General features: G+C 59.4%; 20 protein-coding genes. 13 read left to right on the top strand and 7 right to left on the bottom strand.

Annotated features, from left to right (window positions below; translation table 11 throughout):
• The first annotated feature begins 130 nt into the window (after nucleotides 1–130).
• Both edd and eda read left to right on the top strand, forming a co-directional pair.
• The gene (gene edd, locus HCG46_RS02465; protein ID WP_062488222.1) at nucleotides 131–1,951 is read left to right on the top strand and encodes a phosphogluconate dehydratase; all 1,821 of its coding nucleotides are present in this window, start codon (nucleotides 131–133) and stop codon (nucleotides 1,949–1,951) included.
• Nucleotides 1,952–2,055: 104 nt separating this feature from the next.
• Entirely contained in the window at nucleotides 2,056–2,694 is a 639-nt protein-coding gene (eda, locus tag HCG46_RS02470) for a bifunctional 4-hydroxy-2-oxoglutarate aldolase/2-dehydro-3-deoxy-phosphogluconate aldolase (RefSeq protein ID WP_168684452.1), read from the top strand.
• 80 nt (nucleotides 2,695–2,774) lie between these two features.
• Here the strand turns inward: eda and HCG46_RS02475 are convergent, their stop codons facing one another.
• The 3 genes from HCG46_RS02475 to HCG46_RS02485 all read right to left on the bottom strand — a co-directional run bounded on the left by HCG46_RS02475 (nucleotide 2,775) and on the right by HCG46_RS02485 (nucleotide 5,056).
• Nucleotides 2,775–2,972, bottom strand: coding sequence for a CsbD family protein (locus HCG46_RS02475; protein ID WP_031269168.1), 198 nt, complete (start codon nucleotides 2,970–2,972; stop codon nucleotides 2,775–2,777).
• Between the two features lie 207 nt (nucleotides 2,973–3,179).
• Entirely contained in the window at nucleotides 3,180–4,139 is a 960-nt protein-coding gene (locus tag HCG46_RS02480; protein WP_209009286.1) for a PRC-barrel domain-containing protein, read from the bottom strand.
• Nucleotides 4,140–4,435: 296 nt separating this feature from the next.
• Entirely contained in the window at nucleotides 4,436–5,056 is a 621-nt protein-coding gene (locus HCG46_RS02485) for a PilZ domain-containing protein (protein ID WP_208992463.1), read from the bottom strand.
• A 237-nt stretch (nucleotides 5,057–5,293) separates the two neighbouring features.
• On the opposite strand from HCG46_RS02485, the gene HCG46_RS02490 reads away from it, so the two are divergent.
• The 6 genes from HCG46_RS02490 (at nucleotide 5,294) to HCG46_RS02515 (ending at nucleotide 9,458) form a co-directional block, all read left to right on the top strand.
• Nucleotides 5,294–6,085, top strand: a complete 792-nt coding sequence (locus tag HCG46_RS02490) for a delta-class carbonic anhydrase (RefSeq protein ID WP_168684454.1) — start codon at nucleotides 5,294–5,296, stop codon at nucleotides 6,083–6,085.
• Between the two features lie 149 nt (nucleotides 6,086–6,234).
• Entirely contained in the window at nucleotides 6,235–7,857 is a 1,623-nt protein-coding gene (gene pgi, locus HCG46_RS02495; protein WP_075284427.1) for a glucose-6-phosphate isomerase, read from the top strand.
• Nucleotides 7,858–8,089: 232 nt separating this feature from the next.
• Complete coding sequence (locus tag HCG46_RS02500) at nucleotides 8,090–8,359, top strand: glycine zipper domain-containing protein (protein WP_055655348.1); 270 nt, start codon at nucleotides 8,090–8,092, stop codon at nucleotides 8,357–8,359.
• A 50-nt stretch (nucleotides 8,360–8,409) separates the two neighbouring features.
• A complete protein-coding gene (locus HCG46_RS02505) occupies nucleotides 8,410–8,679 on the top strand; it encodes a glycine zipper domain-containing protein (RefSeq protein WP_023000609.1) in 270 nt (89 codons plus the stop codon).
• Between the two features lie 43 nt (nucleotides 8,680–8,722).
• Nucleotides 8,723–8,992: a lipoprotein gene (locus tag HCG46_RS02510; RefSeq protein ID WP_055655350.1), complete on the top strand. Its 270-nt coding sequence runs from the start codon at nucleotides 8,723–8,725 to the stop codon at nucleotides 8,990–8,992.
• 193 nt (nucleotides 8,993–9,185) lie between these two features.
• Nucleotides 9,186–9,458, top strand: coding sequence for a hypothetical protein (locus HCG46_RS02515; protein ID WP_006932815.1), 273 nt, complete (start codon nucleotides 9,186–9,188; stop codon nucleotides 9,456–9,458).
• Nucleotides 9,459–9,666: 208 nt separating this feature from the next.
• On the opposite strand, the gene ald is transcribed toward HCG46_RS02515, so the two are convergent.
• The gene (gene ald, locus HCG46_RS02520) at nucleotides 9,667–10,806 is read right to left on the bottom strand and encodes an alanine dehydrogenase (RefSeq protein ID WP_023000606.1); all 1,140 of its coding nucleotides are present in this window, start codon (nucleotides 10,804–10,806) and stop codon (nucleotides 9,667–9,669) included.
• Between the two features lie 182 nt (nucleotides 10,807–10,988).
• Here ald and HCG46_RS02525 point away from each other — a divergent pair, with 182 nt between their 5' ends.
• On the top strand, nucleotides 10,989–11,459 hold the full coding sequence (locus HCG46_RS02525) for an Lrp/AsnC family transcriptional regulator (protein WP_023000605.1): 471 nt from the start codon (nucleotides 10,989–10,991) through the stop codon (nucleotides 11,457–11,459).
• A 133-nt stretch (nucleotides 11,460–11,592) separates the two neighbouring features.
• The gene (locus tag HCG46_RS02530) at nucleotides 11,593–12,483 is read left to right on the top strand and encodes an SMP-30/gluconolactonase/LRE family protein (protein WP_168684456.1); all 891 of its coding nucleotides are present in this window, start codon (nucleotides 11,593–11,595) and stop codon (nucleotides 12,481–12,483) included.
• A 221-nt stretch (nucleotides 12,484–12,704) separates the two neighbouring features.
• Here the strand turns inward: HCG46_RS02530 and HCG46_RS02535 are convergent, their stop codons facing one another.
• From HCG46_RS02535 to HCG46_RS02545, 3 genes are all read right to left on the bottom strand, one after another.
• Entirely contained in the window at nucleotides 12,705–12,935 is a 231-nt protein-coding gene (locus HCG46_RS02535; RefSeq protein WP_023000603.1) for a hypothetical protein, read from the bottom strand.
• A gap of 82 nt (nucleotides 12,936–13,017) precedes the next feature.
• Complete coding sequence (locus tag HCG46_RS02540; RefSeq protein WP_168684458.1) at nucleotides 13,018–13,605, bottom strand: hypothetical protein; 588 nt, start codon at nucleotides 13,603–13,605, stop codon at nucleotides 13,018–13,020.
• Nucleotides 13,606–13,696: 91 nt separating this feature from the next.
• Nucleotides 13,697–14,539, bottom strand: coding sequence for a rhodanese-related sulfurtransferase (locus tag HCG46_RS02545; RefSeq protein ID WP_023000601.1), 843 nt, complete (start codon nucleotides 14,537–14,539; stop codon nucleotides 13,697–13,699).
• Nucleotides 14,540–14,990: 451 nt separating this feature from the next.
• Here HCG46_RS02545 and HCG46_RS02550 point away from each other — a divergent pair, with 451 nt between their 5' ends.
• The 3 genes from HCG46_RS02550 (at nucleotide 14,991) to HCG46_RS02560 (ending at nucleotide 18,232) form a co-directional block, all read left to right on the top strand.
• Nucleotides 14,991–15,518, top strand: a complete 528-nt coding sequence (locus tag HCG46_RS02550; RefSeq protein ID WP_023000600.1) for a PAS domain-containing protein — start codon at nucleotides 14,991–14,993, stop codon at nucleotides 15,516–15,518.
• Nucleotides 15,493–16,824: a methyl-accepting chemotaxis protein gene (locus HCG46_RS02555; RefSeq protein ID WP_209009288.1), complete on the top strand. Its 1,332-nt coding sequence runs from the start codon at nucleotides 15,493–15,495 to the stop codon at nucleotides 16,822–16,824. Before HCG46_RS02550 ends, HCG46_RS02555 begins: the two co-directional genes overlap by 26 nt.
• 133 nt (nucleotides 16,825–16,957) lie before the next feature.
• Complete coding sequence (locus HCG46_RS02560; protein WP_168684460.1) at nucleotides 16,958–18,232, top strand: malonyl-CoA decarboxylase; 1,275 nt, start codon at nucleotides 16,958–16,960, stop codon at nucleotides 18,230–18,232.
• Nucleotides 18,233–18,505: the final 273 nt, after the last annotated feature.

Here is an 18,505-nt window from a genome sequence, read left to right on the forward strand (position 1 = left end):
GCGCAAGGCCCGGCCTTGCGCGTTTCCGGCCTCTTAAATCGATTAGAGAGCGGCAAGCTCGCCGCAACGCCCTATGTGCCGGACATAGGACCAGCCAGGCCGCGGCGCGGCTAGCAAAGGATTTGAAGCAATGACCATCCAGGATCGCATTGGCGACGTCACCGAACGGATCGTCAAACGCAGTCACGACAGCCGCTCAAGATATCTGGACCGCATCGGCAAGGCCGCCGACAAGGGCCCGCAGCGTTCGCGCCTGTCCTGTGGCAACCTCGCACACGGGTTCGCCGCCTGTGGCCTCTCCGACAAGCAGGCCCTTTCCGGCGACGTGGTACCGAACCTCGGCATCATCACCTCCTATAACGACATGCTGTCGGCCCACCAGCCCTACGAGACCTATCCGGCCCTGATCCGCGAAGCCGCACACGAAATCGGCGCGGTTGCCCAGGTTGCCGGCGGCGTTCCGGCCATGTGCGACGGTGTCACCCAGGGGCAGGACGGCATGGAACTGTCGCTGTTTTCCCGCGATGTGATCGCCATGGCTGCTGCCGTCGGCCTGTCGCATCAGATGTTCGATGCAGCGGTCTTTCTCGGCATCTGCGACAAGATCGTTCCCGGTCTTGCCATCGCGGCCCTCTCTTTCGGCCATCTGCCGGCCGTGTTCGTTCCGGCTGGTCCGATGCCGACAGGCATTTCCAACGACGAGAAGGCCAAGATCCGCCAGCTCTATGCCGAAGGCAAAGTCGGGCGTGACGCCCTGCTGGAAAGCGAGTCCCGCGCCTATCATTCGCCAGGCACCTGCACCTTCTACGGCACGGCCAACTCCAACCAGATGCTGATGGAGATCATGGGCCTGCATATGCCGGGTGCCTCCTTCGTCAATCCGGGCACGCCCCTGCGCGACGCCCTGACCAGGGAAGCGGCCAAGCGCGCCATCGCGATTTCCGCCCTCGGCAACGAGTTCACCCCCGCCGGTGAAGTCATCAGCGAAAAGGCGATCGTCAACGGAGTTGTCGGCCTGCACGCCACGGGTGGGTCGACCAACCACACCATGCATCTGGTGGCAATTGCTGCTGCTGCAGGCATCAGGCTGACCTGGGACGACATCTCCGATCTCTCCGATGTCGTGCCGCTTCTGGCCCGCGTCTATCCGAACGGCAAGGCCGATGTGAACCACTTCCAGGCCGCCGGTGGCCTTGCCTTCCTGATCCGCGAACTACTGGGTGACGGTTACCTGCACCAGGACGTGAAGACCGTCTACGGCACCGACCTTTCCGGTTACACCGTGGAAGCGAAACTCGACGCAGACGGCAACGTGCAACGCGAAGAAGTTCCTGAGACCTCCGGCGACGAAACGGTGCTGGCTCCCGTTGCCAAGGCCTTCCAGCCGACGGGCGGCCTGAAGATGCTTACCGGCAACATGGGCAAGGCCGTCATCAAGATCTCGGCCGTTGCCAAGGAACGCCACATCATCGAGGCACCTGCCCGCGTCTTCCACGACCAGAACGATTTCCTGACCGCCTTCAACAACAAGGAACTGACCGGCGACGTTGCCGCCGTGGTCCGGTTCCAGGGCCCGAAGGCCATCGGCATGCCCGAACTGCACAAGCTGACGCCTTGCCTCGGCATCCTTCAGGACCGCGGCCACAAGGTCGCCCTGATTACCGACGGCCGCATGTCTGGTGCTTCCGGCAAGGTCCCGGCGGCAATCCACGTGACCCCGGAAGCTGCTGCCGGCGGCCCGATCGCCAAAATCCGTGACGGTGACATGATCCGCGTCGATGCGGTGACGGGTAAATTGGAAGTACTGGTCGACGAAGCCGAATTCAACGCCCGCCCGCTGGCGGAAGCTGACCTGAGCCAGAGTCAGTTCGGCACCGGCCGGGACCTTTTCGCCGCCTTCCGCGGTGCAGTTGGTTCGGCCGACACTGGCGCGCATGTGTTTGGTGAGTAAGGATCAGGTCCGGATCTGCCAGGTGAATTCGGCACGATAGTGTCTGCGATCTGCTCCAGCCGCGGTCGGTGCAGGGACGACAAGAAAGAGATTTTGGAGGCGATATGGCCCAGGACATTGAAAAGATCGAGAAGGTAATGTGCGCGGCACCGGTTATCCCGGTGCTGATCGTGGAAGACCCCAGGAAGGCCGTCCCCATGGCCGAAGCGCTTGTGCGCGGCGGCCTGCCTGCCATCGAGATCACCTTGCGCACGGCCCATGCCCTGGAAGCGATCAACGCGGTCAACGAGCACGTGGAAGGCGCGATTGTAGGCGCCGGCACGGTGCTGGACGGCAATCAATATGATGCCGCCGTTTCTGCAGGTGCCCGTTTCATCGTCTCTCCTGGCGCAACCGCCAACCTGCTGGACGCAGCCGACCAGCACAGCGTGCCTCTGCTTCCAGGTGCAGCCACCGCATCGGAAGTCATGTTCCTGCTGGAACGTGGCTATGAGCGGCTGAAGTTCTTCCCCGCCGAACAGGCAGGTGGTGCGTCCTACCTCAAGTCTCTCTCCTCCCCGCTGGCGGCGGCCAAATTCTGCCCCACCGGCGGCGTCAGTCTCGACAAGGCTCCGGACTATCTGAAACTGCCGAACGTCCTGTGCGTTGGCGGTTCCTGGATTGCGGACGCAAAGGCGATTGCGGAGGACGACTGGTCCGGCATTGAAACCCGCGCAAAGGCGGCAGCTGCCCTCAAAATCTGATCAGCAACCAGCAGATCAGCAAATTCGAACGAAAAGAGCCGGGCGACGGATCGCCCGGCTCTTTTTCATCTGTTCGACGATCAGTGGCGACTTGCCCACTCATCGACTTCGCGCTCTGCTTCGTCGCGCGACTTGCCGTAGAGCTCCTGGATCTTGCCGGCAAGCTGGTCGCGATTGCCTTCGATCCGGTCCAGATCGTCGTTGGTCAGCTTGCCCCACTGTTCCTGGGCCTTGCCTTTAACCTGTTTCCAATTGCCTTCGATAATGTCCCAGTTCATTTTCATCACTCCAGTCAGGGTGCAGTCAGCTTCTCGACCGGAGGCTTCCGGCCAACTGCTGCATGTGTTGAGGTTTGAGAAAGTGACAGACGCCTGTTGAAGCCATCTGTCTCGGGATAGGCGTCCGGATATCGGGAAGGATCTCGATAGAACCGGACGCTGTGTCAGGCTGCCCCGGGTGATGACACCCGGAGCAGTCCACTACTCTTACTCAGCGACGTAGTCCGGCTGAGCTTCCAGTTCTTCCTTGGTGGCGCCTACATAGACGCGCAGGTCCGAACCGTCTTCGTTGCGAATGATCTGCAGCTCGTCAAAGGTGACGGCAACTTCACGCTCGCCGATACCCAGGAAGCCGCCAACATCAAGGATGACCTTTTCGATGGTACCGTCCTGGCTCACGATGAGAGAATCGATTTCACCGATGTCTTCATCGTTGGCGTCGTAGATGGTGGCACCTTCAAGATCGTCGGCCGTAAGTTCGGCAACAACCGCTTCGGTGTAGCCTTCACGCTCGACTTCGGCACGCGGCAGAAGCGCACGACCCTCAGCATCGGTCTGGGGTGCCATTGCAGTTTCCGGAGCAGCCGTCACGCCGGCGTCGCTATCCTGGCTCATCGCGGTCTCGGTCGACGTGTCGGTTTCCGTCGTCATTGCCGTATCAGCAGGCTTCTCCATACCTTCAGAAGTCTGTGTGGCAGCCGTTTCCGCTTCGTCAGCATACGGGTTCTCATACGCCGCAGCATTGGTCAGCACGTCCTTGTTGGCGTTGACCACCAGGAAGTAGCTATCGGCGTCATCCTGCTCGCGGACGACCTTCAGCTGCTCCATCGGAAGGGCGATGTCTTTCTCGCCAATACCAAGGAAGCCACCGACACCCAGGATAACGGCCTTTACCGAGCCGTCGAAGCCAAGGATCACATCGTTGACTTCACCGATGTCGTCCCAGTCTTTTTCTTCGTCAGCCTGAGCCTGATAGTCTTCGTTGAACCGGTCATAGTTTTCTTCGACCGAGTAGATCCGCATGCCAATCAGATCAGATGCAAGAACATCACTCATGTTTGCAGACTCATTGAATTCATAAGTCTGGAGCGGTTTTACTTCGTTTGCCGCGTAAAGTGATGTTGTCAGCATCAAGGACATCGCGGTAGCGGTGATAATCCGTTTCATAATATTATTTCCTCTCACTGTGATTTCCCAAGCCGGCAACATCAGTATTGCTATTGATGAGGCGGTTACTGTGAGAACAACCGAGAGAGAAAGAAGTTCCGGATTAAAAACTAAATTTTTGAAAAAAGTGACAATCCCCTTTTCGAAGACAGGCCGAACACTCGCCCAGTCCCCAAGGTACGGATGGACGCGTGAAACCACCGCTCGCCGCGTTTCCTTCACGTCCTCGCGGGAAGTTCAGTCAATTGTGGGAAGTTGATTGGGACACACGCCGACCGCAGTATAAGCGGGCGATGTCAGACGCTCTGGGCTTCTTCGGTATCCGTTTCGGAGGTGCCATCGCTCTCTTCGTCGTCGTCTCCGTGATCGTCGTCCTGCTCAAGCGTCCGATCCCACAAGAGACGCATGCCGGCAGAGGTGTCATTGCGCCAGGCGAATTCGGCGACGACGGGCCTTTCGAATTTTTTCATCGTCAGCAGAACTTCCTCTGGAAGCGCTGTCAGACCTTTGGCAGTTATGCGGCAACCGTTCTTGCCCGCATCAACGATCGTGCCACTGATTTCCGTAATTCCGTCCAGGTCTGCGATCTTTACCGGAATGCTGACGTTGTTCCGTTTTTCGCGACGCTTGTCCGAAACGGATTTCTCGCTCTTGGCGAAGACCACCGCGGCATCATTGCCCTTCACGGAAGTGACGTGAGCCTTCACCAGTTTGCTTGCATCCTTGGGCCGAACCCCGATGTTCTTGTAAAGCTCGCCGATATCCGGAGAGGTCAACCGGAAGCCCCACTCGCTGACGTTGGATGCAACCGCGTTGATGACCGAGAGATTGTCGAAATCAACCACGAGGACTTCTTCCTCGGCATCAGGTTGATCGAGCAGATGGGTCAGACCGTGTGATTTGTTTTCGGAATTCATAGATTTAGTTTACCTTGAGCAAACTTTCATTTCACTTAAAATACAGTCTGACAATTCAATTTATCGTTGTTTTCCGCCAACTTCGGGGCTTTTTCCCCTGACCGGTCATTTACCCTGAGCAATTTTTGCAATTGGCGTTCCTGTCGAAAGCGCTTTCAAATCATCCACGCCACTTCGGCTGCTTTTTCTTGAAATGCGCCCAACAGCCTGCCTCAACCACATCTGCAGGAGATTCCCATGGCGAAATACATCGGACTTACATTTGCGGCCCTCGCAGGCCTCGGTTTTCTCTCCCAGGCTCAGGCAGAAGAGCTCTGTCAGGGTTTCGGCCCACAAACTCCACGCGATATCTCTCAGACTGCGGGGCTGAACACCTCCTCTGTCTCGATAGCGCCATCCGCCGACAAGCTGAACCTGTGCAACATCCACACGCATACCAACGCGGAACACAAGGGGCCTGGCTTCACCGTCTTTGCCGGCGATGGAGATCATGGCGGTTACAAGTGCAACGAGACCGCCGACCTGACCGAGGCTGAATTGGCAGAACCCTCAGGGTCATCTTTCCACGGGGTCAAGCCCGGCGACACGATCGAAGTCCACTGGGTGCATACATCCTGCAACATCACCCCGGGTGAAGGACTTGGTTCTTGCCTGAGCGATGCCTGCGCCAATCCGCAACTTCGTGTCGAGGCCCAGGTCTTCCTTGTCGTGAATGATCCCGAGGCACTGAGCTTTCTCGACTTCGATTATGACGGCAACATCGTGAATGGCCTGCATCAGGCCAAGTCATTGCCGGAAGGCACTGGCACACCGGTCACCTTCATCGGGTCGACAACAGGGCCCAGCTTCACCCAGGCGACCTGCTCCCCGCTTCAGGTGACCTGGAGCGTGCATCCGCAATGCGCCAAGCTGGACATAAACTCGCTCAACGCCTGGGCGGAAAAAGGCAACGTCTTCAAGGAAGATCATTCCCACGGCATTCGCCAACTTGTGACAGCCCCTGAATTGCTGGCCCCTATTTCCAACTGATCGGCCTTCAACCGCCGGAAACCACCTGCCTGTTTCCGGCGGCATTCTCCTTGAATTTCCTCTCCCCCTGGCCGGGCGGGTATGCTAATGGATGCCCCGCGCGCGTCGGCGCGAAAACAAGCTGTTAAATCGATTTAAGAGGATTGTTCATGGCGCTAGAAGCAGCATTTGAGGCTCTCAACCGGCAGGCGGAACAATTGAAGGGTACCTCCCTGCGGCAACTGTTTGCGGCCGCCCCCGACCGGTTCGACACATTCTCCGCCAGGACAGACGACCTGTTGCTCGATTATTCCAAGTCCCGGATCGACGACAAGGCGTTCAACCTGCTGCTCGACCTTGCCCGTGCTGCGGATGTGGAAGGCAAACGTGCGGCCATGTTTGCCGGCGAGAAGATCAACGGCACCGAAAAGCGCGCCGTCCTGCACACGGCGCTTCGCAACCAGTCGGACCAGCCGGTTCTGGTCGACGGTGCCGATGTGATGCCCGATGTACGTGCGGTTCTGGACGCGATGGCAGATTTTGCCGAAGCGGTCCGCTCCGGCGATCTGACCTCATCCACCGGCGACGCCTTTACCGACGTGGTCAACATCGGCATTGGCGGCTCGGACCTTGGGCCGGTCATGACGACAATCGCGCTCAGCCCCTATCATGACGGTCCGGAGCTGCACTACGTTTCGAACGTGGATGGCGCTCATATTGCCGATACGCTGGAAAAACTCGACCCGGCCACAACGCTGATCATCGTCGCCTCGAAAACCTTCACCACCATCGAGACCATGACCAACGCGCAGACCGCGCGCAAATGGATTGCCGGTACTCTTGGCGAAGAGGCTGTCGGCGACCACTTCGCAGCCGTTTCGACCGCCCTCGACAAGGTAGCCGCCTTCGGCATTGACGAAAGCCGCGTCTTCGGTTTCTGGGACTGGGTCGGCGGCCGGTATTCCGTCTGGTCGGCCATCGGCCTGCCCCTCATGATCGCCATCGGACCGGACGCCTTCAGTGACTTTCTGTCCGGCGCCCATGCGATGGACACCCATTTCGCTGAAGCACCGCTTGAAAAAAACCTGCCGGTTCTTATGGCGTTAATCGGCGTCTGGAACCGGGACGCGCTTGGCCTTTCCGCCCGCGCCGTCCTGCCCTACGACCAGCGCCTGTCTCGCCTGCCCGCGTACCTGCAGCAGCTCGACATGGAATCAAATGGCAAGCGCGTGAAGCTGGACGGCAGTCCCGTGACCGAGGAAACCGGTCCACTGGTCTGGGGCGAACCAGGCACGAATGGTCAGCACGCGTTCTATCAGCTCCTGCACCAGGGCACGACTGTCATCCCGTGTGAATTCCTGATTGCCGCCAACGGCCATGAAGAAGACCTGAAACATCATCACGACCTTCTGGTCGCGAACTGCCTGGCCCAGTCCGAAGCCCTGATGCTCGGCCGGACGCTTGACGAGGCAAAGGCACTCCTCAGCGCTTCCGGAATGGCTGCAGACGAAGTCGATCGTCTGGCACCCCACAAGGTGTTCCCGGGTGACAGGCCCTCCATGACCCTTGTCTATGACCAGCTGACACCTTTCGCACTCGGCCGCCTGATCGCCCTTTACGAGCACCGGGTTTTCGTTGAAGGCGTCATCTGGGGAATCAACTCCTTCGACCAGTGGGGCGTGGAACTGGGCAAGGAACTGGCCACTGCCCTGCTGCCTATGGTCAAGGGCGAAGTCTCTGCAGATTCCAAGGACGCCTCGACAAAAGGCTTGCTTGCCGCCCTGAAAAGTTGACGCGGGAACCACACCTTTGTTTACGCGTTAATACGTGAGGCGATCTCGTCATAATTTTGCCCAACCGGCCCTATCTGGTTCACATCGTTGAAGAACTCTAATTGGTATTCACGATGAACACGGGCCGGCTGTGGCAAACAGAGATTGCCCCAACGTGCAAAGCAGCTTAGGCTTGGAAAGATTTTATACATTCGACCCGCCGAGGTTGCGGTCCGACAGGGAGACTGATTTCATGAAAAAACTAGTTCTGCTCGCAGCAGTAGGCCTTGCCCTGGCGGGCTGCCAATCCGATAGCTCACGCGACCGCGCCCTCGTAGGCGGTGGTCTTGGCGCGGCAACCGGTGCAGCAATCGGTGCTGCGGCAACCGGCGATGTCGGCGGCGCCCTGGTTGGTGGTGCAATCGGTGCAGCCGGTGGTGCAATTGTCGGCAGCGCAACGACTCCGAAAAACTGCGTCGCCTACGACCGCTACGGCAATCCTTACCGGGTCGCTTGCCCGTAATCGGGAGCGATCCTTTTTCGTTTCGGTAATAGACCGTTGGGAAGAAAACCATGAAGAAACTCCTTCTGATTGCCGCTTCGGCCGCATTTCTGGCAGGCTGCCAGTCTGACAGTCAAAGAGACCGCGCGCTTGTTGGCGGCGGTCTTGGTGCGGCAACCGGCGCCGTGATCGGTGCCGCCGCCGGTAACGGCGTCGGCCCGGCACTCGCCGGTGCGGCAATCGGTGCTGCAGGCGGTGCCATCATCGGCTCCGCAACGACACCCAAGAACTGTGTCGCCTACGACCGGTATGGCAACCCGTATCGCGTCGCCTGCCCCTGATCTCAACTGACCTGAGTCGATCGGGTCTTCACAGGTTTACGAAATGAAAAAGATCCTGCTGGTGGCCCTTGCGGCCACCGCCCTCGCCGGCTGTCAGTCAAGCAGCCAGAGAGACCGCGCGCTTGTCGGCGGTGGCCTTGGTGCCGCGACCGGCGCCATTGTCGGTGCCGCTGCCGGTGCCGGTGCAGCTCCGGTTCTCGCCGGTGCCGCTATCGGTGCTGCGGGTGGCGCTGTTATCGGCGCTGCGACCACGCCGAAAAACTGCGTGGCGCATGACCGGTATGGCAACCCTTACCGAGTCGCCTGCCCGTAAGGCCAGGCTCTCTGTCGTCCTGACCACCGTCAGAGCGGACGAATTTAGCGACAATACCGGGCAGGCCCATGGATTCATGGGCCTGCCCGTTTTGCTTTCAGGATCTGCCTTGGATAAATCCGCCTTGGTAAGAAACTGTTAACCATAGATCTCCACCCTTGGCAGACACATGTTTTTCGCCAAGGGGTTCTGGATGAGATCCGTCCTTGCAGCCGCAAGTCTCGCCATTGTGCTGACAGGCTGCGCCAACACCGAAAGTCAACGGGACAGGATGCTGATCGGGGCAGGTCTCGGTGCGGCAACCGGTGCCACGATCGGCGCCGTTGCCGGTTCCACGGTGAACGCGACCCTTGCCGGTGCCGCTCTCGGCGCCGTCGGTGGCGGCCTGATCGGTGTCGTCACCACCCCGCGCAACTGCATTGCCACGGATGAACAGGGCACACCTTACAAGGTCCGCTGCCCGTAAACCCTTTCGCACGACAATAAGGTTTGTTTGCCCCCTGCGAAATCAGGAATGCAATAACCTGCGGAACAGCCGGACATTTTCGACGCAAGTTGCACAGAACAGCAGGTCACGGGCTCACCGCTGTCACGTCAGTCCAAAATCCCGCTGAGAAAGCAAAAAGCCGGCCCAACGGACCGGCTTTTCAATTCTTTGAAGCGAAGTCCCCTTATCAGGCAGCAGCGCTTTCCTTGGCCTGCTCAAGAGCAACCTTCGGATCGACGTAGGCATAGCCGAGAGCGGTTGCGACCGCCTCACAGGTCACCTGACCGCCGATCACGTTGAGGCCCGGCAGGAAGTGCGGATCATCGAGCAGCGCCTTCTTGGCCCCCTTGTCTGCCAGTGCGAGAGCGAACGGCAGGGTGGCGTTGTTCAGCGCGTAGGTGGACGTCTTCGGCACGGCGCCCGGCATGTTGGCAACGCAGTAGTGAACGACTTCATCGATGATGTAGGTCGGCTCGGAATGCGTCGTTGCCTTGGAGGTCTCGAAGCAGCCGCCCTGGTCGATGGCGACATCAACGAGAACCGAGCCCGGCTTCATGCGGCTGACCAGCTCGCGCGAAACCAGCTTTGGTGCCGCCGCACCGGCAACCAGCACCGCACCGACGACCATGTCGGCTTCCAGCACATGTTTCTCCAGGGCAGCTTTGGTCGAATAGACGGTTTTCAGTGCCGGACCGAACGTCTGTGAGAGATTGCCCAGAACGGCGGTAGACCGGTCGAGAACGGTGACATCGGCTCCGAGGCCAAGCGCCATGGTAATGGCATGCGAGCCGACCACACCGCCGCCGATGACAACGACCTTGGCCGGTTCGACGCCGGGAACACCGCCCACGAGCGTGCCGGAGCCACCCTGGGCCTTTTCCAGCGCCTTGGCGCCGGCAATCACCGACAGGCGGCCGGCAACCTGGGACATCGGCACCAGAAGCGGCAGACCACCACGAGCATCGACAACGGTTTCATAAGCAATGCAGGTCGCACCGGACTTTACCAGGTCCGCGGTCTGCTCCGCGTCTGGCGCGAGATGCAGATAGGTGAAGAGAATGTGGTCGGGGCGCAGCATGGCGCGTTCGACGGCCTGCGGTTCCTTGACCTTCACGATCATGTTCGCGGCATCGAAGACTTCCTTGGCTGTTGCCAGGATCTTCGCGCCTGCTGCTTCGTAGTCGGCATCGCTGGCGCCGATGCCGACACCGGCATTGGTTTCAACGACAACTTCGTGGCCATGAGCCACCATTTCAAGAACACTGTTCGGGGTCAGACCAACCCGATACTCGTGGTTTTTGATTTCTTTCGGCACACCAATGCGCATAACTCGACTCCTCTGGAAACATTATTGATTGCCGACGATTTTACGCCTGTTTTCGTCGAATGTGCTTGCGTTCCCGGGGGCCTCCATTCAAATACGCGCAATTTTATTGTGTCGAATTGATATTTCTTCAAATTATCTGCTATGTATTATCTTGAACTCGGCATTATGTGCGGTGCAACAAAATGAAACTCGATCGCCTCGACCAGAAGATCCTGAACGTTCTGCAAAGCGACGGCCGCATCGCCAACGCGGACCTGGCGGAAAAGGTGGGGCTTTCCCCTTCCGCCTGTTTGCGGCGCATGCGCGCGCTGGAGGAGGCCGGCATCATCGAAAAATACGTCGCGCTTCTGGACCAGAAGAAACTCGGCCGGCACATGGACGTTTTCGTGGAAATCTCGCTGACCGGCCAGTCCAAGGAAACGCTTGAGAATTTCGAACGCGCCGTGGCCCGGTCCGGCGAAATCATGGAGTGTTTCCTGATGGCAGGTGATGCCGATTACATCCTGCGCCTCTCGGCCCGGGACCCGATCGACTTCGAACGCATCCACCGCGACCACCTTGCCCAGCTCCCAGGCGTTCTCAGAATGAAATCGTCCTTCGCCATCCGGCCGATCGTCAGACGCACGGCGATTCCCCTGAACGGCGAAACATGAGTTCCTTTCAGGACCGGTCCACAACCAAACCGCCTGCAATTCCGCCACTAAATCCAGCGTCTCGACGCAGCCAGCACTGGCAGGTATAGTCCGCATCCATTCAACTGCCCGGCTTTTCAAGGAACCCGCTCCGGTGACCCATACGATCACCCGTTTCATCGATACGACTTACCAGCTTGCAGAATGCCCGACCTGGGACGACAGATTGAACCGCTTGCTCTGGGCCGACATCCAGGGCCGCTCCATCCAGTCCATGGATTGGGCCAGCCGCGAGATCACCACATGGCAATTCGACAATGAAGTCGGTTCCTTCGGCCTGACGGATGACAATCGCCTGATTGTCAGCATTTGGGACAAGATCGTTCTGTTCGATCCCGAAAGCGGTGCCAGCGAGGTTCTGGCGGAAGTTCAGGCTGATGAGCCGCGCACACGGCTGAACGACGGCAAGGTCGGTCCGGATGGGGCCTTCTGGGTCGGCACCATGGACACCAGCTCACCGCGTGAACCGATTGCCGGTCTTTACCGGGTCGACGGTAGCGGCGACGTTGCCGAGATCCGTGACGAACTGCAATGCTCCAACGGGCTCGCGTGGACGCCGGACGGTACCTACATGTACCACTCCGACACCTCCCCCGGCTGGATCGAATATTACGGCTTCGACCCGGAGACCGGTGCACTTGGCTCCAAGATGCTGTACGCCCAGCAGACCAACGACACCGGACGGCCGGATGGCGCAGCGGTCGACACCGAAGGCAACTATTGGAGCGCAGGGGTATCCGCAGGCGTTCTAAACTGCTTTGCCCCGGACGGCAACCTGCTTGCCGCCATCAAGCTTCCGGTCGACAAGCCCACCATGCCCTGCTTCTGCGGCCCGGATCTGGACCATTTGATCGTCACCAGCATCAAGCAGCCCGCTGACCCGACCGCGGTCGAACCCGACACATTGTCCGGCGGCCTGTTCCTGGTGGAAGGTCACGGCAAGACCGGCTTGAAGACCTACCGGTTCAAGACAGCAAAAAGCTGATCAAAAGCAGCGCCTTGGGCAAGTCGGTTTCTGCTGTAACCGGCTTCTGCCGCACATTTGGCCTGTCATCCGTTCCGCCGACCCGGGCACAACATCAGGGTGAAGACAAACATCTCTCTTCCTCAGGATGAGGGAGAGCCTTTGGCTCGGAGGCCATGCCGGGACGATTTTTTTGCGGCCCGCCTGACGACTGTCTGTCGACGGCAGTTGTTTAGGGCCGGTTATTCAGCGTCCTTCGGAGGCTGGCAGTCCCTGAGAGCCTCGATGATCTGTTCCGCTTTCACACCCGGCACCTGGATTTTCGTTTCCCCGTAAAGGTGAACGACGGCCCCTTCTCCCTTCACAGATTGCTCGTTGAAAATGCGAACCGACTGGTTTTCGGGAATGAGCACGGCCATGGAGCCGTCCTCCATGCTGAGCAGGATGGAAGACGCAATCAATGTGCAAATCATGTTTCAGCCCCACAACTGGTCAGGTAACCGGCTTTCAGCCTGCTCCGGAAAACGGACAGACAACCGATCTTGACCCAGTCACCTAATAGCGGCAACCCCGCACCTTTACGGGCTTCCAGACTGTCTGGGCTGGTTGAACCAGCACCCGGCGGCTGACCGTCTGGTAAACCGCGGGCTTTTGCACCCGGTAGCTCGTGGCAGGCTGAACCAGCACCTTTTCCTTCACGGAGCTGTAAATGGCGGGCTGGCGTACCGCGACACGGGACGCCGACTGCACGAGAACCTTCTGGCTGACGGTTCGATAGACGGCGGGGTTCTGCACCTTGCAAAGGATGTTGCGACCGTTGATGACCCGGTATTCCCAGCCGACGCTGGCGGGTTGAACCAGAACCCGGCTCTGCCGTGTCTGGTAGACGGCAGGCGATGTGCGATAGCTGACCCGCTCCGGCTGCACCAGAACACGCCGGGCTTGATAACTGTAGACGGCCGGCTTCTGCACCACGTAGGTGGATGCCGGCTGGACGAGCACTCGCTCGTTCACAGTTTTGTAGACGGCCGGCACGGTGGCCTGTTCATAGCAGGACAGTGCCTTGCCCCCGGCCAGCACGGACGTGCTGACCAACGGACTGACGATCAGCGCGGCAAGCGCGCTCCAGAAGCTGTGACGCATGTACTTTCCCCCAGTCTGGCGCAGGAAATCTCCCGCAACCCTGACTTTAGGGAAGTTCCACAAGGCATTAAAGCGAAAAAGTTAATATCCGTTAAGAAACGGCCCTGACGATCTGCTGTTCACCCTCTTCGTCATCAGCTTCAGCGCGGGCACTCTTCTCGTAGTCGGTGTCCTCGTTGATGATGTGACGGGCCTCTTCGGGGATCCATTCTCCCCAGCGCGGCTGCAGCTGATGGTCGACGGACACCCGATCGTCGAAGACGAAACATTCGCCCTTCCAGAGGCTGTCGGCTTCCGGCACCTTCTCCAGATAGTTCAGGATACCGCCTTCGAGGTGATAGACTTCCTCGAAGCCGTTTTTCAGCATCCAGGCCGTCGCCTTTTCACAGCGGATGCCACCGGTGCAGAACATGGCGACCTTCGGCTTTTTCTGAAGCTCGTCTTCGCCGTCCACCCAGGCCGGGAATTCCCGGAACGACTGGGTTTTCGGATTGAGCGCCCGCTCGAACGTGCCGAAGGCGAATTCGTAATCGTTACGCGTGTCGATGACGACGACATCCGGATCGGAGATCAGGGCATTCCAGTCTTCCGGCTTGACGTATTCGCCGACGATCTCGTTCGGGTCGATCCCGTCAACCGCGAGCCGCACGATCTCCTGTTTGAGCCTCACCTTCATGCGCTTGAAGACATGTCGGTGGGTCCAGGCTTCCTTGTGGTTCAGCCCGGCAAGCCGCGGGTCCGACCGCAGATGCGCAAGGACCTCACGCACACCGGCTTCCGGCCCGCAAATCGTGCCGTTGATACCCTCTCCTGCAAGCAGCAGGCTCCCGCGCACATCCCGTTCCTCGCAATAGGCCTTGAGCGGACTGCGCATGGCCTCGAAGTCGTCGAGCGGCGTAAACATATAAAGGGCGGCAACGAGAAATTCGTTCATGGGGCTTGTTCTGTTTCTTGAAAGACGCCGGGCCCAAGGGGCAAAAGCACCACCCGGCTATTGGCGCCCTCTATACAGCCTAAGCCCCCCTTCTGAAAAGTCCGCAGTTTCTCGGACCCGGTTCTCTGCAGGCGAGGCCGCCCTGCAGGTTTTGCTTGCGCACAACCGAACATGCGCCAGGGGCCATGCAACGCGGAACTTGCCGATTGAAGTTCCTCGAAAGGAACATCGCCCAAACCCTTCGGAAGAATCGAAGAATAGCCTCAGAGTAACAAAAAGATCGGCAACAATTCGCCTCAGCAAAACTCTCTACGGAGAAAGATAACATCGTTAGAAATACGAATGAATTCATATAGTTAAAAATCAAACCTCATCCGGTTTCATTTAAGGATCATTAAGCACGCAACCGTACCCTAACCCTGAATTGCCAACATGAGCAGGCGCACCAAGGATGACCCAGTACAAGGTCACCCCGACGGGGGTGGAACGGTTCTTTTCCGAACGGGACCTGATCGTCTCGAAAACAGACACGCGCGGGCGCATCACTTACGCCAACAACATCTTTCGGGATATCGCGGGTTTTGATGGCAAGGCTCTGGAGAATGCGCCGCACAGCCTCATCCGTCACCCGGACATGCCACGCTGTGTCTTCAAGCTGCTGTGGGACACGATAGAGGCCGGCGGAGAGATCTTCGCCTATGTGGTCAACATGTCCGCGAACGGCGATCACTACTGGGTGCTGGCCCATGTCACGCCGTCCTATGGCGAGAGCGGCAAGATCATCGGCTATCATTCCAATCGCCGGGTGCCCAACCGCCGTATCGTCGACGACATCATCACCCCGCTTTACGCCCAGCTGCGACAGACAGAACAGCAGGCGGACAACCGCAAGACCGGCATGCAGGCCGGTCACGATCAGCTGGTATCGATCCTTCAATCGAAAGGCGTGAGCTATGATGAGCTCATTCACACTCTTTAACGCCACGATCGCGTCGGGTGTCGCACTGGTGGGCGGCGCGGCGACGGTGGTCTGCGCCCTGCTGGGCCTGACTATGGCTACGGTCCTCTGTGGCGCCATCGTCATGCTGGCCATGCTGTTCGCGCTGACCGCGGTGCATCGGACCCGGCGGGGGCTTGGTGCTGCGACGGAGGTCTGCAGCCAGATCGGCTGGGGCAACTTCGAGGTGAGAGCCAAGGATTACACCGAAGCCGGTGAAGTCCGTGAGCTGATGACCTCCATGAACCACATGATCGACCGGACGGACGCCTTCCTGCGTGAAGCTGCCGCCTCCATGACGGCAATCGAGAACAACCGCTACTACCGCCGCATCCAGCCAGGTGGCCTTAATGGCAGCTATCTGCAGAATGCGGAAATCATGAACATGGCCATCGAGACCATCAAGGGCCGCGTCGGCGCTTTCCGCCAGTCGACGGATTCCTTTGAAAGCCAGATCAGCCAGATTGCCCAGAGCCTGATGGCTTCCGCCGAGCAGATGACCGGAACGGCCGAGGAAATGGAAACCTCTGCCGTTTCCAATTCGGAAGTCGTGACCGCCATTGCCGACGCGGCCGACCTGACAGCCGAAAATGTGAATGCGGCGGCATCCGCCGCCGATCACCTGTCCTCGACGGCCAGCGAAATCAGCGGCCAGATCGAACGCTCCATCGAAATCGCCCGTGCTGCCGTTACCCAGGTCACGCAAGGCCAGGACAAGGCAAACAGCCTTCGGACTTCCGCCGAAGCTATCGGCGAGATCATCGACCTGATTTCCTCCATTGCCGACCAGACAAACCTGCTGGCACTCAATGCCACCATCGAGGCGGCCCGCGCCGGTGAAATGGGCAAGGGTTTTGCGGTGGTTGCAGCCGAGGTCAAGGAACTGGCAACGCAGACAGCCAAGGCGACACAGGAGATCACCCAGTCTTTGGAGGAAGTCGACGCGGCCAGCCGCGATACGGCTCAGTCCTTCGACACGATTTCCAAAACCATTACGGAAATCGAATCCATTACCACGATGATTTCCAACGCCTCGGTCAAGCAGGCGGAAGCGACACAGGCCATACAGGAGAACGTGACCAACACCGTGGCCTGCACCAACAAGGTGACCGGAATTGTGGACGGTGTCGCCCAGAATGCGGCAACCACTCACGCGGCCTCCAAGACCGTGCTGAGCTCCGCGGAAAACATGTCCTCCAACGCCGGGCAGCTCACCGAAGCAGTGGCGGCCTTCTTCAAATCGCTGAAGAAAGGCCCGCTCGAGCAGCAGAACAGCGAAGCCGCCTAGGCACACTGGCTGTTAGGCAATCCAACCCGGGCGTTCGTGCCCGGATTGCCTCTTTTGGGGAATTGGGTCAAAGCCTCACACCTCTTATCTTCAGGACAGAGCCCCCCCCTCACTGGACGTTCTGGAGGCCCACATGACCATTCTCGGCGACCTGCTGTCGACCATCTTCGAGCGCCGCTATCGCACAGCGGCGCCGGACCGGCGCGACAATCGGCCGATGGAGGATCTGGTCAGCGCACTTGTCGGCACAGCTGGCGACGTGACGGGCCTTGCCGCGGCCAGCACGCTCCTGCAACGGTTTCAGGAAATGGAGGACAGCGACAAGCTGCAGTTCTTCCGCCACCTTGCCCACGACATGAACATCGATCCGGCCGGCGTGCGCACTGCCCTTGATGCCTATGAGGCGAGCCCGAACCGGAAGACATACACGGCCTTCATGGCGGCTGTGGAGCCCAAGCGCCAGGAATTGATACGGCGGCTGAACCAGATTCCCGGTGCCACCGAGCAACTGGTGCGCATGCGCGCCGACCTCCTGCGTCTCGGTGGCGCCGATCCGGAATTGCAGGCGCTCGACCAGGATTTCCGACACCTGTTCATTTCCTGGTTTAACCGGGGCTTTCTGGTGCTGCGGCCGATCAGCTGGGAAAGTCCGGCGCATATCCTTGAAAAGATCATCGCCTATGAGGCCGTGCACGAAATCACCAGCTGGGAAGACCTGCGCAGCCGCCTGGCCCCTGGCGACCGCAGGTGCTTCGCCTTTTTCCACCCGTCCATGCCCGACGAACCGCTGATCTTCGTGGAAGTCGCGCTCACCGCAGACATCCCCGGTTCCATCCAGGACCTTCTGGCAGGTGACAGGGAACCCATCACAGCGGCCACGGCCCGTACCGCCGTGTTTTATTCGATTTCCAATTGTCAGGAAGGCCTGGCCCGCATTTCCTTCGGCAACTCCCTGATCAAGCAGGTGGCGGCCGATCTTTCGGCAGAATTGCCGGGACTGAAAACCTTCGTTACCCTGTCGCCGATCCCTGGCCTGACGAAATGGCTGTCGGCGGAAAGCATTGCTTTCCAGGACGCGGACCCGAAGCTGCTACGCACCCTCGCCGCGCATTATCTTCTGTCAGCCCGCCGCGAGGACGGACAACCGGTTGACCCGGTGGCGCGCTTCCATCTGGGCAACGGCGCATTGGTGCATGCCGTCCATGCAGAAGCCGACACCTCCGCAAAGGGCCGTGCCCAATCTGCCGGCGTGATGGTGAATTACCTCTACGATCTCGGCAAGGTGGCCCAAAACCACGACCGCTATGCGGCGGCAGGGGAAATCGCCGCCTCTTCGGACATCAGGTCTCTGGACGCGGCCGCAAAGAAACTGGATTTGCGCGAAGCGGAAGCTACACAACAGGCTTGATGGCGCACGGGTCGGGAGCCAATCGCAGCTCATGCTGCCGGTGCCCTGCCCGCCGAGCCGGCGCCATTCGTCCACCCTGGCGCGCTAACTGTCCTGTTCAGAACGGTCTCTGAAACCGGGCTCGGCGCATCACGGGTCAACGCGATTCCCGCCGCCCCTCCCCAACCGATAGCTATCGGTCCCGGCGTTATCCTGACGCTGCCGGAAAGACGGATTCCGGCTGTCTTGGCCTTGTCTTCGGCTTCAAAACCGTCAACTTGCAGGTGACGTCAC

Source organism: Labrenzia sp. PO1 (assembly GCF_012273635.1).
GTDB lineage: Bacteria > Pseudomonadota > Alphaproteobacteria > Rhizobiales > Stappiaceae > Roseibium > Roseibium algicola.

Coding starts and splice junctions, on each gene's coding strand:
- HCG46_RS02510 (WP_055655350.1), top strand. CDS start 8,723: ATGAAAAAGATCCTGCTGGTGGCCCTTGCGGCCACCGCCCTCGCCGGC.
- HCG46_RS02480 (WP_209009286.1), bottom strand. CDS start 4,139: ATGAAACGGATTATCACCGCTACCGCGATGTCCTTGATGCTGACAACA.
- eda (WP_168684452.1), top strand. CDS start 2,056: ATGGCCCAGGACATTGAAAAGATCGAGAAGGTAATGTGCGCGGCACCG.
- HCG46_RS02560 (WP_168684460.1), top strand. CDS start 16,958: ATGACCATTCTCGGCGACCTGCTGTCGACCATCTTCGAGCGCCGCTAT.
- HCG46_RS02475 (WP_031269168.1), bottom strand. CDS start 2,972: ATGAACTGGGACATTATCGAAGGCAATTGGAAACAGGTTAAAGGCAAG.
- pgi (WP_075284427.1), top strand. CDS start 6,235: ATGGCGCTAGAAGCAGCATTTGAGGCTCTCAACCGGCAGGCGGAACAA.
- HCG46_RS02505 (WP_023000609.1), top strand. CDS start 8,410: ATGAAGAAACTCCTTCTGATTGCCGCTTCGGCCGCATTTCTGGCAGGC.
- HCG46_RS02485 (WP_208992463.1), bottom strand. CDS start 5,056: ATGAATTCCGAAAACAAATCACACGGTCTGACCCATCTGCTCGATCAA.
- HCG46_RS02500 (WP_055655348.1), top strand. CDS start 8,090: ATGAAAAAACTAGTTCTGCTCGCAGCAGTAGGCCTTGCCCTGGCGGGC.
- HCG46_RS02525 (WP_023000605.1), top strand. CDS start 10,989: ATGAAACTCGATCGCCTCGACCAGAAGATCCTGAACGTTCTGCAAAGC.
- HCG46_RS02490 (WP_168684454.1), top strand. CDS start 5,294: ATGGCGAAATACATCGGACTTACATTTGCGGCCCTCGCAGGCCTCGGT.
- ald (WP_023000606.1), bottom strand. CDS start 10,806: ATGCGCATTGGTGTGCCGAAAGAAATCAAAAACCACGAGTATCGGGTT.
- HCG46_RS02545 (WP_023000601.1), bottom strand. CDS start 14,539: ATGAACGAATTTCTCGTTGCCGCCCTTTATATGTTTACGCCGCTCGAC.
- edd (WP_062488222.1), top strand. CDS start 131: ATGACCATCCAGGATCGCATTGGCGACGTCACCGAACGGATCGTCAAA.
- HCG46_RS02540 (WP_168684458.1), bottom strand. CDS start 13,605: ATGCGTCACAGCTTCTGGAGCGCGCTTGCCGCGCTGATCGTCAGTCCG.
- HCG46_RS02555 (WP_209009288.1), top strand. CDS start 15,493: ATGATGAGCTCATTCACACTCTTTAACGCCACGATCGCGTCGGGTGTC.
- HCG46_RS02535 (WP_023000603.1), bottom strand. CDS start 12,935: ATGATTTGCACATTGATTGCGTCTTCCATCCTGCTCAGCATGGAGGAC.
- HCG46_RS02515 (WP_006932815.1), top strand. CDS start 9,186: ATGAGATCCGTCCTTGCAGCCGCAAGTCTCGCCATTGTGCTGACAGGC.
- HCG46_RS02550 (WP_023000600.1), top strand. CDS start 14,991: ATGACCCAGTACAAGGTCACCCCGACGGGGGTGGAACGGTTCTTTTCC.